This is a genomic window from Dyella sp. BiH032 (genome assembly GCF_031954525.1).
Taxonomy (GTDB): domain Bacteria; phylum Pseudomonadota; class Gammaproteobacteria; order Xanthomonadales; family Rhodanobacteraceae; genus Dyella_D.
In genome coordinates this window covers 3,878,670-3,892,989 of sequence record NZ_CP134867.1, presented here as the reverse complement: position 1 = coordinate 3,892,989, position 14,320 = coordinate 3,878,670, and the positions used below count along the sequence as shown (strand labels likewise).

Below are 14,320 nucleotides of genomic sequence, written 5' to 3'. Positions count from 1 at the left end.
AGCCTCTCTCAGTCGAAGACGGATCAGCCGAAGGTGAAGGCGTAGGCGTGCACGCCCGGATCGAGGAATTCGATCTCGAACTGCCGTTCGCCCGTGCCCTGCGCCTGGCGTACGAGCTGGTACAGACGCTGCGTGGTCACCGTGCCGTTGCCGCCGGCGTCGATGTCCATGCCGTGGTCGGCGCCCGGCGCCTTGCCGTCGATGCGGACGCGGAAGCGCACCGGCTTGCCGTCGGCGCCCGGGCCCAGCACCAGGTGCAGGTCGCGGCCGCGGAAGCGGTAGACGACGCGGCCGCCGGCGGCGTCGAGCCGCGCGTCCTCAGCATTCACCGTCCAGTCGCCGTCCAGCGACCATTGGTTGACGCGCAGCGTGGCGGGTACGCGATAGGTCTCGCGGTCGTTGCGGATGAACGGGCCGCCGATGAAATTCTGCGCGCGCGCATAGCCCACGTAGGTTTCGGGCGAACGGTCGGCGGCCTTGGAATCCGCGGCTTCGGCGCCTTTCGCGTCGGGCCGCACATAGCCGCCGGGCAGGTCCTTCTGGCCGGCGTCGGCGAGCAGCTGGCGGATCACGTCCTCGCTTTCCTCGTAGCCGCCCTCGCCGAAATGGTGATGGCGCACGCGGCCCTGCGTATCGATGAAGTAATGCGCTGGCCAGTAGCGGTTGTTGAAGCCCTGCCAGATCGCGTAGTCGTTATCGAGCGCGACCGGGTAGCTGACCTGCAGGTCCTTCACCGCCTGCTGGACGTTGCCCAGGTCCTTCTCGAAGGCGAACTCCGGCGCGTGCACGCCGAGCACGACCAGGCCATGGTCCTTGTACTTGTCCGCCCAGGCGCGGACGTAGGGCAGGGCGCGGATGCAGTTGATGCAGGAGTACGTCCAGAAATCCACCAGCACCACCTTGCCGCGCAGCGACGCGGCGCTGAGCGGTGCCGTGTTGATCCAGGCCGTGGCACCAGCCAGCGACGGCAGCTCGCCTTCCACCGGCAGGGCTTCGCCGGCCTTGCGTTCCGGCTGCGGCGCGGGCGCGGGCACGACCTGGTTGACCAGGCGCTGTTCGAGGCCGCCGGTGCTCGCCAGCGACACGCGCGTAAGCACACCGGTATCCAGCCCCAGCGCGATCGCGGCGACGCCGGCGAGTACCAGCACGCCGAGCGCGCGCCGCAGCCATTCGCCCGCGCCGAGCGAGCGCTTCATCAGCGAGAACACCTTGCCACCCACCAGCAGCGCCAGCGCGAGCGACGTCGCCGCGCCGGCGGCGTAGGTGAGCAGCAGCAAGGTGGTCTGTACGCTGGCACCGTTGAGTGCAGCGCCAGTCAACAGCAGGCCGAGGATCGGGCCGGCGCAGGGCGCCCACAGCAGGCCGGTGGCGACACCGAGGCCGGCGGCGGAGAGCGCGGAGCCCTCGTCGCTGTCCGCGCGTTGCGTGAGGCGGTTGCCGAGGGAAACGAACGGGCGGCTGATCCACTCCGCTACGCGCGGCGAGAGCAGGGTCAGGCCCAGTACCGCGAGCACGGCCAGGGCGACCCAGCGGCCGTACTGGTTGGCGCGCACCGCCCAGCCGCCGCCCACCGCGGCCAGGGTGGCGACCAGGGCGAAGGTGACCGCCATGCCCAGCAGCATCGGCAGGCCGTTGCGCAGGAACGGCCGGTCGCCGCGGGCGAACACGAACGGCAGTACGGGCAGGATGCAGGGGCTGAGGATGGTCAGCACGCCGCCGAGGTAGGCAAGAATCAGAACGAGCATGGGCGCGAATCCAGGGGCAGGTTGATGGCTTATTCGATGGACGGGGCGAACGGTTACCTCGCGCCGCCATGGGGCGTTCTCCCAAACCGGCGCGGGCCACGCCATGGCGGGTTTGCGGGGTGGGTGTAACCGGGCCGCGGCTTCCGGCGAAGACGGCAAGAGCCCACTTTTCGAGTCATCCATGCAAGCCAGCTTGACCGCGGCCGGCGTCCTGGGCCTAGATGGCGTATTCCGTCGCCATCTCGGTCTTCGCCTAGCCTTGTCCGCCGAACCTGCCAGCACCCACGAGGAAGCCGACCGCCGTCGCGCCGACTGGATGGCTGCGGCGCAGGCCGGCGACCGGCGTGCCTATGAGCGCGTGCTGGCCGATTCCCTGCCGCTGATCCGCGCCGCCGCGCGCCGGCAGGGCGTGCCCGTGGATAACGTCGACGACGTGGTGCAGGAAACCTTGCTGACCGTGCATCGCGTGCGTCACACGTACGATCCGGCGCGGTCCTACGACGCCTGGATCACGGCCATCGCCTCGCGCCGCGCGATCGATGCGCTGCGCAGCCATGGCCGCCGCGACCGGCGGGAGCTGCACGACGATTTCGTGCTGGACAACCAGCCCGACCATGCCGATGCCGCGCTCGCCACCGAGCGCGAGCAGGAAGCGCAGCGGCTACACGAGGCGATCCAGACGCTTCCCCCGGGCCAGCGCGAAGCCGTGGAGCAGCTCGCGCTGCGTGAGCGCTCGCTGGCGGAGGCCGCCGAGCACACCGGCCGCAACGCCGGCGCCTTGAAGGTCAATCTGCATCGAGCGCTCAAGGCGTTGCGCAACCGTATTCACGGAGGACCCTGATCGTCATGGCCGACCCGCGCAACCACCACGCGTTGATCGACACGCTCGGCGCCGAGCTGGTGCCGGTGCGGCGCCTGCCGCCGCCGTGGCGGCGCGCGGCCCGGTGGCTGCTGGTCGTCGCCGTGATCGCTGCGGTGCTGTTCGCGCATTACGGCGCCGGCGGCATGCTGCGGCGCTGGTCCGGCGCGCCGGACCTGGCCTGGGCCGGCCTCGGCGCCGCGCTGACGGCGGTGACGGCGGCATGGGCGGCGTTCTCGCTGGGTGTGCCCGGACGCAGTCCGCGCTGGGCGCTGCTGCCGCTGCCGGCCGCGTTGCTGTGGATCGGCGCCAGCGGGCTGGGTTGCCTGCGCGAATGGGTGGCGCCTGACACGCTGGTGGCCGGTCCGCACCAGGCGGGCCACTGCCTGATCTTCATCGTCAGTTTCTCGGTGCCGCTGTCGATGCTGATGATCTGGCTGCTGCGTCGTGCCTGTCCGCTGCGGCCCGTGCTCACAGCGGCCTTGATCGGCCTTGCCAGCGCCGCCGCGTCGGCCAGCCTGCTGGAGATCTGCCACGAGTTCGACGCCGCCGCGACGGACCTGCTGATGCACGCGCTGGCCGTCGCGATCGTGATTGGCGTGAACGCGGCCATGGGTGGCCGGCTGCTACAGCCGCGCTGAGGCAGCGAAGCGTCAGCTTCGCGCAAGCCGCACGAACTTTCGTTTCCCTGGTGCGTCGCAGCGCTGCGCGCGGCGCGCGCATGCCGTCGGGTCGACCGGGCCGGCACAGTCTCGGCGCGTGAGCCCTGCGGCGAAGCGCTCGGCACGGAGACAGCCGCCGCAGGGCGCACGCGCCCATCGCTTGTGGGCATCGCAGCACGGTTCGTCCGTATGGCGCGCGAGGCGGTATTTGCGCTGAACGGCGCGGTTCTTTCGCTTCGGGAACGTAGGCAGAGGCGAGCTAGGCTCTTCGCGTCGACGGCGCTGAGGGGGTGTCGTCGCGGCGTCTCTGCGGGAACGTTGTGCACCAGCGACCACCGCCTGACGCAGCGTGCCCGCGGCCGGCTACTCGCCGGTAGCGGTATCGCCGGGGCGGTCCGGGAGGGGGCCGCCCCGGCACTTCACCGATTGGAAGCGCGGCTCGCGCCGCACGGCAACTTACCGACTGAAGGAGAACGCACTCATGAAAGTTTCCCGTAACGCCGTCCTCGGTCTTTCCATCGCGCTCGCCCTGGGAGCCGGCATCGGCCAGGCCGGCGCGCAGGAAACCACGCCAGCGCCCGCATCCTCGGCCATGCACAAGGACATGATGAAGTCCGACATGCACAAGGACCACATGAAGGCCGACGATTCGATGAAGTCCGGCGATTCCATGAAGTCCGAGGACTCCATGAAATCCGACACCGGTACGAAGCCGGCCAAGCACAAGCATCACAAGAAGGCTGCGGCCGCACCGGCCTCGTCCTCTAGCAGCGGTCACTGATTTTCCGGCAGTTCCACGCGCGGCCCTTCCCGGCGACGGGGAGGGCCGTTGCATTTTCCGTGGTGTAATGCGCGGGTTTCGCTCCGCGGAGAAACGCCATGGTTCCTTCCCTCGTCGCTCGGCTGGGCATCGAGCATCCGCTGATCCAGGCGCCGATGTCCGGCTCCACCACGCCGGCGCTCGTGGCTGCCGTGTCCAACGCGGGAGCGCTCGGCTCGCTCGGCGCGGGCTATCTCGAACCCCAGGCCATCCTCGACCAGGCGCGCGAAATCCGTGCCGCCAGCGGCCATCCGTTCGCGATCAACCTGTTCGTGCTGCCCGAAACCTTCGAGGTGGACATGGCCGCGGTGGATGCCGCGCGCCGTGCGCTCGACGCGCTGATGGAGCGCGAGGGACTGGACGTGCGCACCGTCATGCCTGCGCGCTGGGCGCCTTCGTTCGCCGAACAGTTCGCGGCATTGTGCGAGGCGCGTCCGGCGGTGGCGAGCTTCGCTTTCGACCTGATCTCGCCTGGGCAGATGCGGCAGCTCAAGCAGCTGGGCATCGTCGTGGTCGGGACCGCCACCACGGTGGCCGAGGCACGCGCCTGGGAGGAACTCGGCGCGGATGCCGTGAGCCTGCAGAGCGCGGAAGCGGGCGGCCACCGCGGCACCTTCCTGCATGAGCCCGAAGAGGCATTGATCGGCCTGTTCGCGCTGCTGCCCCTGACCGCTCGCGCCGTGAAGATCCCGCTGATCGCGGCCGGCGGCATCATGGACGGCCGCGGCATGCTCGCCGCGGAGGTGCTCGGCGCCGCGGCCAGCCAGCTCGGCACGGCCTTTCTGGCCTGTCCGGAGTGCGGCGCGGCGGCGGCCTGGAAGCATGACCTGGCGGGCTCGACCGAGCACGACGTGGCGACCATCCGCAGCTTTTCCGGCCGCGCCGCGCGCGGCTTGCGCAATACCTACGTCAAGGCCATGGCGGCCATCGAAGCCGAGCTGCCGGCCTACCCGGTGACCAATGCGCTGACCTCGCCGCTGCGCCGCGCCGCGGCTGCCGCGGGACGCGGGGATCTGCTCTCGGAGTGGTGCGGGCAGGGGGCCGGCCTGTCCCGCGCGATGCCGGCGGGCGAGCTGGTCGCGGTGCTCATGGACGAGTACGTCCAGGCGCGCCGCGCATTCGACTAGGCCGAGTGGCCGAAGCCGAGGTTTGACGCGGGTTTGAGAGCCGGGCGCTATACTGCGGCCGCGCCGATCCGGCGCACCGAACCGCACCGAGGGCATGCCCACTTGAGTCAGACTTCCCAGCGCACCAAGGCGGCCGATACCGCCTCCCTCCGCAAGCACGTCATCGACGCGCTCGAAGAACTGAAGGCCAAGGACATCCGCGAAATCGACGTCCGCGGCAAAACCTCCATCGCCGACCTGCTGGTCATCGCCTCCGGCACCTCCGCGCGACACGTCAAATCCATCGCCGACGAAGTGGTCAAGTTCGCCAAGAAGGCGGGCGTGATGCCGATCGGCGTGGAAGGCGAGCAGGAAGCCGAATGGGTCCTGGTGGATCTGGGCGATGTGATCGTCCACGTGATGCTGCCGCGTATCCGCGAGTTCTACGGCCTCGAGCGGCTGTGGACCGTGGGCGACCGCGAGGCCGACAACCAGGCCGCCGTCGGCGCGGGCTGAGCGCCCGCGTCCGCGACCTGCCGCGCTGCGCCGGCGACGGCGCGCGCCGGGTTCCGTTACTTTCGCTTTTTTCCTCTTTTCGATCGTTCCGATCCATGCGCGCCCGCCTGATCGCCGTCGGTGAACGTATGCCCGCCTGGGTGGCCGAGGGCTTCGCCGAATACCGCAAGCGCCTTTCGCACGAACTGCCGCTGGAGCTGGTCGAGCTCAAGCCCGGCGCTCGCGGCAAGGGGCGCGACGATGCGCGCGCGATCCAGGACGAAGGCGCGGCGATCCTCGCCGCCCTGCCGCGCGATATCCACGTCGTCGCCTTGGACGGGCGCGGCAAGACCTGGTCGAGCGAGGAACTGGCGGAGCAGCTCGCACGCTGGCGGATGTCCGGGCGCGATCTCGCCTTCCTCATCGGCGGCCCCGACGGCCACGCGCCGGAGGTGCTCGCGCGGGCGGACCAGCGTTGGTCGCTCGGCCCGCTCACGCTCCCGCACATGCTGGTGCGGCTGGTGCTGGCCGAGCAGCTCTATCGCGCGACCACGCTGCTCTCCGGGCATCCGTACCACCGCGCCTGAGCCGCCGTTTCGCGGCGCGGCGCGCTTGCTATGCTCCGCCGACCATTCCGCCAGCGGGTCCGCCATGTCCTTCGTCGTGCGCCAGGCCACCATCCACGATCTCGACACCGTCGTGCCGCTGTTCGACGGCTATCGCCAGTTCTATGGCCAGCCCGCGGACCTGGCCCGCGCGCGCGCGTTCATCGCCGAGCGCTTCCAGCATGCCGAGTCGGTGATCCTGCTGGCCCTGGATGCCGAAGGCACCGGCTTGGGTTTCACTCAGCTCTATCCGCTGTTCTCCTCGGTGCGCTGTACGCGCCGCTATCTGCTCAACGACTTGTTCGTGGCGCCCGCGGCGCGCCGCCGCGGTATCGCGGCGGCGCTGCTGAAGGCGGCCGCGGGACACGGGCGTGCGATGGGCGTGGCGGGGCTCTCGCTGTCCACGGCGCATGACAATCACGCGGCGCAGCGGCTGTACGAATCGCTTGGCTGGAAACCGGACACGGAGTTCCGCGAGTACAGCCTGACGCTGTAGCCGGCGGGCTGCCGCGTGCGGCATGTCGCCGACCAAAGTCGAAGGCAGGACAGCGCGGCGCGGGCTTTACCATAGCCGTCTCCCCAGCCGGTCCTCCCCATGTCGCGCATTCGCCATCCCGAACTGGCCGCCAAGGTCATGACCGCCGAACAGGCGGCCGCACTCATCGAGCCCGGCATGACCGTCGGCATGAGCGGCTTCACCGGCGCGGGCTATCCGAAGGCCGTGCCGCAGGCGCTGGCGGCGCGCATGACCGCAGCGCATGCGCGCGGCGAGACTTTCCGCGTGCGCGTGCTCACCGGCGCCTCGACTGCGCCGGAACTGGATGGCGCGCTGGCGCGCGCGGACGGCCTGGACCTGCGCCTGCCTTACCAGTCCGATCCGGAATTGCGCGCGCGCGTGAACCGCGGCGAGATCGACTATCTCGACATCCATCTGAGCCACGTCGCGCAGTACGCGTGGTTCGGGCTCTTCGGCAAGATCGATGTGGCGGTGATCGAGGCCACCGCGATCCGCGAGGACGGCCGCCTGGTGCCTTCATCATCCGTGGGCAACAACAAGACCTGGCTCGACTTGGCCGACAAGGTCATCGTGGAGGTCAACCGCTGGCAACCCGAGGCGCTGGACGGCATGCACGATGTTTATTACGGCACCGCGCTGCCGCCGCATCGCAAGCCGATCCCGCTGGTGAATCCGGACGACCGTATCGGCGAGCCATATCTGCGCTGCGATCCGTCCAAGATCGTGGCGGTGGTGGAGACCGATGCGCCCGACCGCAACAGCGCGTTCGCGCCGATCGACGAAACCTCCAAGCGCATCGCCGGACATCTCATCGAGTTCTTCCGCCATGAGATCGCGCGCGGGCGGCTCGGTCCGCAGCTGCTGCCATTGCAGTCGGGCGTGGGCAACATCGCCAATGCGGTGCTGGCCGGCCTGCGCGAGGGCGGCTTCCGCGGGCTGACCGCGTTCACTGAAGTGATCCAGGACGGCATGCTAGACCTGCTCGCCGACGGTGTACTGAAGAGCGCGTCGGCGACCTCGTTCTCGCTCAGTCCTGCAGGCATCGAACGTTTCCTCGCGGACATCGCGTTCTTCCGCGAACGCATCGTGCTGCGCACGCAGGAAATCTCCAACCATCCGGAACTCGTGCGCCGCCTGGGCTGCATCGCGATGAACGGCATGGTGGAGGCGGACATCTACGGCAACGTCAATTCCACGCATGTCGCGGGCACCAGCGTGATCAACGGCATCGGCGGGTCCGGCGACTTCGCGCGCAATGGCTTCATGTCCTGCTTCCTGACGCCGAGCACGGCCAAGAACGGCGCGATCTCCTGCCTGGTGCCCATGGCCAGCCACGTCGACCACACCGAGCACGACGTGTCCGTGCTGGTGACCGAGCAGGGTCTCGCCGACCTGCGCGGGCTGTCGCCGCGGCAGCGCGCCCGCACGATCATCGCCAACTGCGCGCATCCCACTTATCGCCCGCTGCTGGAGGACTACGTCGAGCGCGCCAGCCGCGACAGCCGGGGCAAGCACACGCCGCACCTGCTGGGCGAGGCGCTGGCCTGGCACCAGCGTTTCCTCGATACCGGCGACATGCGACCCTGAGCGCCTTCGCAGCCCAAGGAAGACTCCATGCTCTATCTCGCCTCGCAATCGCCGCGCCGCCGCCAACTGCTGGAACAGATCGGCGTGGCTTATACGCCGGTCGACGTGGACGTGCCCGAACAGCGCGCGCCAGGAGAGTCGCCGCTCCACTACGTCAGCCGCGTCGCGCGCGACAAGGCATCCGCCGGCATGGCCGGCCTGCCGGCGGATGCCCTGGTGCTGAGCGCGGATACGGAAGTGGTGCTGGACGACGAAGTGTTCGGCAAGCCCGCAGACGCGGCCGATGCCACGGCGATGCTGCGCCGGCTCTCCGGCCGCACGCACGAGACCATCTCGGTGGTGTGGGCCGTGCAGGGCGAGCGTGCGGAGAGCGAGGTCTGCGTGTCGCGCGTGCGTTTCGCGCGGCTCGCCGACGAGGACATCGCCGCCTACGTGGCCAGCGGCGAGCCGTTCGGCCGCGCGGGCGCATACGCCATCCAGGGCCTGGGCGCGACCTTGATCGAGTATCTGGAAGGCAGCTTCACCGGGGTGATGGGCTTGCCGGTGTTCGAGACCGCGCGTCTCCTGCGCCGTTTCGGCATCCGCTGACCGCGCGCCGCTGCGCTACGGCATCACCACGAACCACGAGACCACCGCCAGCGCGTTGTTCACGGCGTGCGCGAGAATGGCCGGCCACAGCGAACCGGACGCCAGCCGCAGCCACGCCAGCACCAGCCCGAGCAGCAGGAGATTGGGCAGGGCGTACCAGAGGAAACCCAGATCGGGCAGATGGACGCAGGCGAACAAAGCGGCGGTGAGGAAGGTGGCGGTGCCGGGCGGAAGATGACGCACTGCCGCGGACAGCAGCACGCCGCGGAACAGCAGTTCTTCCACCACCGGCCCCAGGCTCACCACCAGCAGGGCGAGCGGGATCCGCAGCGCGGGCGATGCGGTCGCGCCCAGTTGCTTGATGTCCTGGCTCACCTCGTGTCCCTGCGCGAACCACTGCGTCAGCAACCCGCCGAGAAATGGCAAGGCCAGTCCCAGCGCGATGGCGGCCACGTAATAGCCCGCCTGCCGCGGCGGGGCGAAGCCGAATCCCGGCGGCGCGGCGAGCGCCCACAGCGCCGGCCAGCGGCGCCTCGCCAACAGCAGGGTGACCGTCGCGGTGATCAGCAGGGTCAGAATCACCATGGCCGCATTGACGTCCGGCTGCACCACCAGCGTCTGGAGCCGCGCCATCGCCTCGCCGCCGCGCAAGCCGTGCGCGAGACCCACCGTCAGGCCGACCAGCAGACCCACGACCGCTCCGACCACGTACTGCAGCACGAAGTAGAGCGCGATCAGCCCGAGCGCCGCCCACAGCGTGAGCGTGCGCTGCGGGGCATGGGGCGTGAAGGCGGAGTCAAGGGGGGCTTGCATCGGGATCATCCTGCGGTGGGTACATCGGCAGGCATTCCAGGCCGAGGCCTTGGCGCCCGTTCTCCCTGATTGCTTCCGACACTTCACACGCTAATCGCCGCTGCCGCGGGCGCGCAATCCTGCCCTTCGTCATGGTCGCGGGATACCCTGCCTGTATAGTGTCGAGGTCCTACACGGAGGAAGCAGGCGTCCAGGCGCCGACCCATGTTCGCATTCGACTGGCTGGCCGACCCTACCGCCTGGGCCGGTCTCCTCACCCTGGTGGTGCTGGAGATCGTGCTGGGCATCGACAACCTCGTCTTCATCGCGATCCTGGCGGACAAGCTGCCGCCGCATCAGCGCGATCGCGCACGTCTCATGGGCCTGGGCCTGGCCCTGGCGATGCGGCTGGTCCTGCTGGGGGCGATGTCCTGGCTGGTGAAGCTCACCACGCCGCTGTTCGAGTGGCATGGCTTCTCGCTGTCCTGGCGCGACATCATCCTGCTGCTCGGCGGCGTGTTCCTGCTGTTCAAGGCGACGCTCGAACTGCATGAGCGGCTGGAAGGCGGCGATGGCCACGAAGCCGGCAACCGCGCGCACGCCAGGTTCTGGCTGGTGGTCACGCAGATCGTCGTGCTCGACGCGGTGTTCTCGCTCGACTCGGTGATCACCGCCGTCGGCATGGTGGACCAGCTCTCGGTGATGATGATTGCGGTGCTCATCGCGATGGTTCTGATGATCAGTGCCAGCAAGCCGCTCACCGCGTTCGTCAACGCGCGGCCGACGGTGGTGATCCTCTGCCTGTCCTTCCTGCTGATGATTGGTTTCAGCCTGGTGGCGGAAGGGCTCGGGTTCCATATTCCGAAGGGTTATCTGTACGCCGCGATCGGTTTCTCGATCATGATCGAGGTGTTCAACCAGACCATGCGGCGCAATCGTCGCCGCGTGCTGTTCAGCAGCCCGCGCAAGCTGCGCGACCGTACCGCGCAGGCGGTGCTGCGCCTGCTCGGCGCCGGTGGCGAGGAAGAAGAAGACGTGCCCAAGGCGGACGCCGCCGCGGCCGAGTCCGGCGTGGCCGTGTTCGGCAAGGACGAGTTGGCCATGGTGCAAGGCGTGCTGGACCTGGCGCACCGCCCGGTGCGTTCGATCATGACGCCGCGCACCGAGATCAGCTGGGTCGATCCGCGCGAGGACGCCGAGACGCTGCGCGGCGAAGTCACCTCGTCTTCGCATGCATGGTTGCCGGTGGCCGGCGACGATCTGGACCAGCTGGTCGGCGTGGCGTCCTCGCGCGACCTGCTGGCCAGCTTGTTGGAACACGGTCGCGTGGAGGTGGAGCAGGTGGTGCGCAAGCCGCTGACCGTGCTCGATTCGCTCAGCGTGCTGCGCCTGATCGACGAATTCCGTCGCTCGCCGCTGCAGGTGGCCCTGGTGGTAGATGAATACGGCAGCGTGCTCGGCCTGGTGACGCCGACGGACGTGCTGGAGACGATCGCCGGCGAGTTCCCCGACGACGACAGCGGCGATCCCTCCGCCGTGCAGGACACCGACGGTGCCTGGCTGCTGGACGGCGGCCTGGATCTGCGTCGTGTCGAACATCTGCTCGACTGCACGCTCACCAGCGACGGCAGTTTCTCCACGCTCGCCGGCTACGTGCTGCAGCAGCTCGGCCGCCTGCCGCGCGTAGGCGACAGCCTGGACAGCGAAGACCTGCACTTCGAAGTAGTGGCGATGGACGGAGCCCGCATCGAGCGGCTCAAGGTCACCCCGGCGGATTGATCGGAGGGAACGGCATGCAGGTGGATTTCGGCAAGGCGGCCGGCGATTACGCTCAGCACCGCGTAGGTTTTCCCGAAGCCTTCTTCCAGCGCCTGTTCGACGAGGGGCTGGCGCGGACCGGCGAGCTCGCACTGGATCTCGGTACCGGCACGGGCGTCGTGGCGCGCGGGTTGGCGCTGCGGGGCTGCGCAGTCACGGGGCTCGATCCTTCGGAGGCTCTGCTGGCGCAAGCTGCCGAGTTGGATCGCGCCGTCGGCGTGCAGGTACGGCAGGTGCACGCACGGGTAGAAGATGCGGAGTTTCCGGACGCGAGCTTCGATCTCGTCACTGCGGGCCAGTGCTGGCACTGGTTCGACCGGCCGCGCGCGGCCGCCCTGGCGCGGCGCTGGCTGCGGCCCGGCGGACGGCTGGTGATCGCACACTTCGACTGGCTGCCGCTGGAAGGCAATCTGGTCCATGCGACGGAAGAACTGATTCGAGCGCACAACCCGGCGTGGACGCTCGGCAAGGGCAACGGCCTGTATCCGGCATGGCTCACGGACGTGCGCGAAGCGGGCTTTCGCGACGTGCGCACGTTTTCGTTCGACGTCGACGTGCCCTACAGCCATCTCGGCTGGCGCGGACGCATCCGCGCCAGTGCCGGCGTCGGCGCGTCGATGGCACCGGCGGCGGTCGAGCGCTTCGACGCCGAACTGGCCGCGCTGCTGTCCGATCGCTATCCGGCGGAGCCGATGGCCGTGCCCCATTGCGTCTGGGTGCTGAGCGCGGTGGCCCCGGGCTGAGGCTCAGCTCAGCAGCAGGGCCCGGCCCAGGCCGAGGCTGCCGATCGCGAGCATGGCCAGCAGGCCGACCGCGCCCACTACGAAACCGCCTTCGCGCTTCGCCGGATCGCGCAGATAGGCCAGCGCGTACCACACACGGCCGGCCACCCACAGCAGCCCGGCCAACCCCGCCCACAAGGGCGCGCCGTACGTGGCCGCGAGCCACAGCAAGGGCAGGAACATCAACGTGGCTTCCAGCGTGTTCATCTGCACGCGGAAGGCGCGCTCGAAGCCCGGGTGGCCGGTGGTGGCCGGGGCCTTGATGCCGTAGAGACCGCGGGCGCGGGCCACGGCGAATGCGGTGCCGCACTGCAACAGCACGGTAAGCAGGACCACTACGGCGGGGAGGTGCTGAAGCATGCGGATGGGCTCGCTGATGGTTGAGGCAGATTTGGGCGAGCATAGCGGACCCCAGCGCGGCGCCTGCGGGTTCCGTAACCCGTGGGGCTTGCCGTCGGTCCATAGCCCGGCGTCGGTGGCGCCGGTACGGCGCGGCTTGGCGCAAGCTGCGGCCGGGGTTATCGTCCCCCGGCGGTGCCGGCGGCGGCGCCATCGGCAGACGAGGCAGGCATGGACTGGCAAAAAGGCGAACGCAGTCAGAACGTCGAGGTCGACAGCGGTGGCGGCGGTCCGCGTTTCGGCGGCGGACGCGGGCTGGGCATCGGCGGCATCGTGATCCTGGCCATCCTTGGGCTGGTGTTCTTCAAGGACCCGACTGCGCTGCTCAGCCAGGTGGACCAGGGCGGCGGCCAGGTCGCCGCGCCGACCGGCCAGCCGGCCCAGGTCGATCCGCAGCAGAGGGATTTCGTCAGTGCCGTGCTGGGTTCCACCGAGAAGACCTGGGGCGATCTCTTCGCCGCCAACGGCAAGCAGTACGTGCAGCCGAAGCTCACCTTGTTCAGCGGCGGCGTGAATACCGCCTGCGGCGCGGCATCCACCGCGGTGGGACCGTTCTATTGCCCCGGCGACCAGAAGGTGTACCTGGACCTGGCGTTCTTCCAGGAGCTGCAGGACCGCTTCCACGCCGCAGGCGACTTCGCGCGCGCCTACGTCATCGCGCATGAAGTGGGCCACCATGTGCAGAACCTGCTGGGCGTGTTCGATCGCGCCGAACAGGCGCGCCGCCGGGGCGCACGCATGGAAGGCGCCGATGGCCTGTCGGTGCGCCAGGAATTGCAGGCCGACTGTTTCGCCGGCGTGTGGGCCAACCGCAGCCAGCAGCGTTTGCAGTGGCTGCAGGCCGGCGACGTCGAGGCGGCGCTCAACGCCGCCAGCAAGATCGGCGACGACGCCTTGCAGCAGCAGGCGCGCGGCCGGGTGGTGCCCGATTCGTTTACCCACGGCACGTCGGCGCAGCGCGTGAAGTGGTTCCGCGCCGGTTTCGACAGCGGCAACGTCAACAGCTGCAATACCTTCGCTGGCGAGCCCTGACAGGGACGGCAGGGCGAGCGCCAACCGCGTCCGCCGCGCGGCCTAGGCCGAAAAGCCCGCTGTCAGGCGGGCTTTCTTCGTTCTAGAATCCCGCCGCCGCGCGCCAGGGGGTGCGCTTCGCCAACCGTCATGAGCCATCCGTGCCTGCGCTGCGGCGCCTGCTGCGCCCATTTCCGCGTCGCTTTCCACTGGTCGGAAGCCGAAGCCTTCATGGGCGGCACGGTGCCGCCCGAGCTGACCGAGCGGATCGACCCGCACCGCGTGGCCATGCGCGGCACCCAGGCACGGCAGCCGCACTGCGTGGCGCTGCAGGGCGCAGTCGGCACGGCGGCGAGCTGCAGCATCTATGCCCAGCGCCCCTCGGTCTGCCGCGAAGTGATACCCGCCTGGGAGTTCGGCGCACCCAGCGCCCAGTGCGACAAGGCCCGCGCGGCCTACGGCCTGGCGCCGCTCACCCCAGAGGACTGGATCGGTCCGGACGCCGGCGAGCCGGTGCTGCCGCAAAGCGCGTGA

Annotated in this window: 16 protein-coding genes; 13 read left to right on the top strand and 3 right to left on the bottom strand. The window is 69.5% G+C overall.

Going from position 1 to position 14,320, the window contains the following annotated elements; translation table 11 throughout:
- Positions 1 to 23 precede the first annotated feature (23 nt).
- On the bottom strand, positions 24 to 1,745 hold the full coding sequence (locus tag RKE25_RS17190) for a cytochrome c biogenesis protein DipZ (RefSeq protein WP_311839317.1): 1,722 nt from the start codon (positions 1,743 to 1,745) through the stop codon (positions 24 to 26).
- A gap of 181 nt (positions 1,746 to 1,926) precedes the next feature.
- On the opposite strand from RKE25_RS17190, the gene RKE25_RS17185 reads away from it, so the two are divergent.
- The 9 genes from RKE25_RS17185 to RKE25_RS17145 all read left to right on the top strand — a co-directional run bounded on the left by RKE25_RS17185 (position 1,927) and on the right by RKE25_RS17145 (position 8,984).
- On the top strand, positions 1,927 to 2,586 hold the full coding sequence (locus RKE25_RS17185) for a sigma-70 family RNA polymerase sigma factor (protein WP_311839316.1): 660 nt from the start codon (positions 1,927 to 1,929) through the stop codon (positions 2,584 to 2,586).
- 5 nt (positions 2,587 to 2,591) lie between these two features.
- Positions 2,592 to 3,245: an NrsF family protein gene (locus RKE25_RS17180; RefSeq protein WP_311839315.1), complete on the top strand. Its 654-nt coding sequence runs from the start codon at positions 2,592 to 2,594 to the stop codon at positions 3,243 to 3,245.
- A gap of 502 nt (positions 3,246 to 3,747) precedes the next feature.
- Positions 3,748 to 4,047 (top strand): hypothetical protein, encoded by a 300-nt coding sequence (locus RKE25_RS17175; protein ID WP_311839314.1) that lies wholly within the window; start codon positions 3,748 to 3,750, stop codon positions 4,045 to 4,047.
- A gap of 98 nt (positions 4,048 to 4,145) precedes the next feature.
- On the top strand, positions 4,146 to 5,213 hold the full coding sequence (locus RKE25_RS17170) for a nitronate monooxygenase (protein ID WP_311839313.1): 1,068 nt from the start codon (positions 4,146 to 4,148) through the stop codon (positions 5,211 to 5,213).
- Positions 5,214 to 5,315: 102 nt separating this feature from the next.
- The gene (gene rsfS / locus RKE25_RS17165; RefSeq protein WP_311839312.1) at positions 5,316 to 5,708 is read left to right on the top strand and encodes a ribosome silencing factor; all 393 of its coding nucleotides are present in this window, start codon (positions 5,316 to 5,318) and stop codon (positions 5,706 to 5,708) included.
- A gap of 95 nt (positions 5,709 to 5,803) precedes the next feature.
- Positions 5,804 to 6,274 carry a 23S rRNA (pseudouridine(1915)-N(3))-methyltransferase RlmH gene (gene rlmH / locus RKE25_RS17160; RefSeq protein ID WP_311839311.1) on the top strand — a complete coding sequence of 157 codons (471 nt, stop codon included), beginning with the start codon at positions 5,804 to 5,806 and terminating at the stop codon, positions 6,272 to 6,274.
- Between the two features lie 64 nt (positions 6,275 to 6,338).
- The gene (locus RKE25_RS17155) at positions 6,339 to 6,788 is read left to right on the top strand and encodes a GNAT family N-acetyltransferase (RefSeq protein WP_311839310.1); all 450 of its coding nucleotides are present in this window, start codon (positions 6,339 to 6,341) and stop codon (positions 6,786 to 6,788) included.
- 99 nt (positions 6,789 to 6,887) lie between these two features.
- Positions 6,888 to 8,396: an acetyl-CoA hydrolase/transferase family protein gene (locus tag RKE25_RS17150; protein WP_311839309.1), complete on the top strand. Its 1,509-nt coding sequence runs from the start codon at positions 6,888 to 6,890 to the stop codon at positions 8,394 to 8,396.
- 27 nt (positions 8,397 to 8,423) lie between these two features.
- A complete protein-coding gene (locus tag RKE25_RS17145; RefSeq protein WP_311839308.1) occupies positions 8,424 to 8,984 on the top strand; it encodes a Maf family protein in 561 nt (186 codons plus the stop codon).
- A gap of 15 nt (positions 8,985 to 8,999) precedes the next feature.
- Here RKE25_RS17145 and RKE25_RS17140 read toward each other — a convergent pair whose 3' ends face one another.
- Positions 9,000 to 9,797: a type II CAAX endopeptidase family protein gene (locus tag RKE25_RS17140; protein WP_311839307.1), complete on the bottom strand. Its 798-nt coding sequence runs from the start codon at positions 9,795 to 9,797 to the stop codon at positions 9,000 to 9,002.
- A gap of 204 nt (positions 9,798 to 10,001) precedes the next feature.
- Between RKE25_RS17140 and RKE25_RS17135 the strand changes: the two genes are divergently transcribed.
- Both RKE25_RS17135 and RKE25_RS17130 read left to right on the top strand, forming a co-directional pair.
- Complete coding sequence (locus RKE25_RS17135) at positions 10,002 to 11,555, top strand: TerC family protein (RefSeq protein ID WP_311839306.1); 1,554 nt, start codon at positions 10,002 to 10,004, stop codon at positions 11,553 to 11,555.
- A gap of 14 nt (positions 11,556 to 11,569) precedes the next feature.
- Complete coding sequence (locus RKE25_RS17130) at positions 11,570 to 12,337, top strand: methyltransferase domain-containing protein (protein WP_311839305.1); 768 nt, start codon at positions 11,570 to 11,572, stop codon at positions 12,335 to 12,337.
- Between the two features lie 3 nt (positions 12,338 to 12,340).
- Here RKE25_RS17130 and RKE25_RS17125 read toward each other — a convergent pair whose 3' ends face one another.
- Positions 12,341 to 12,736: an MAPEG family protein gene (locus RKE25_RS17125; RefSeq protein WP_311839304.1), complete on the bottom strand. Its 396-nt coding sequence runs from the start codon at positions 12,734 to 12,736 to the stop codon at positions 12,341 to 12,343.
- 210 nt (positions 12,737 to 12,946) lie between these two features.
- Between RKE25_RS17125 and RKE25_RS17120 the strand changes: the two genes are divergently transcribed.
- Positions 12,947 to 13,807 carry a neutral zinc metallopeptidase gene (locus tag RKE25_RS17120; protein ID WP_311839303.1) on the top strand — a complete coding sequence of 287 codons (861 nt, stop codon included), beginning with the start codon at positions 12,947 to 12,949 and terminating at the stop codon, positions 13,805 to 13,807.
- A gap of 129 nt (positions 13,808 to 13,936) precedes the next feature.
- Positions 13,937 to 14,320: a YkgJ family cysteine cluster protein gene (locus RKE25_RS17115; RefSeq protein WP_311839302.1), complete on the top strand. Its 384-nt coding sequence runs from the start codon at positions 13,937 to 13,939 to the stop codon at positions 14,318 to 14,320.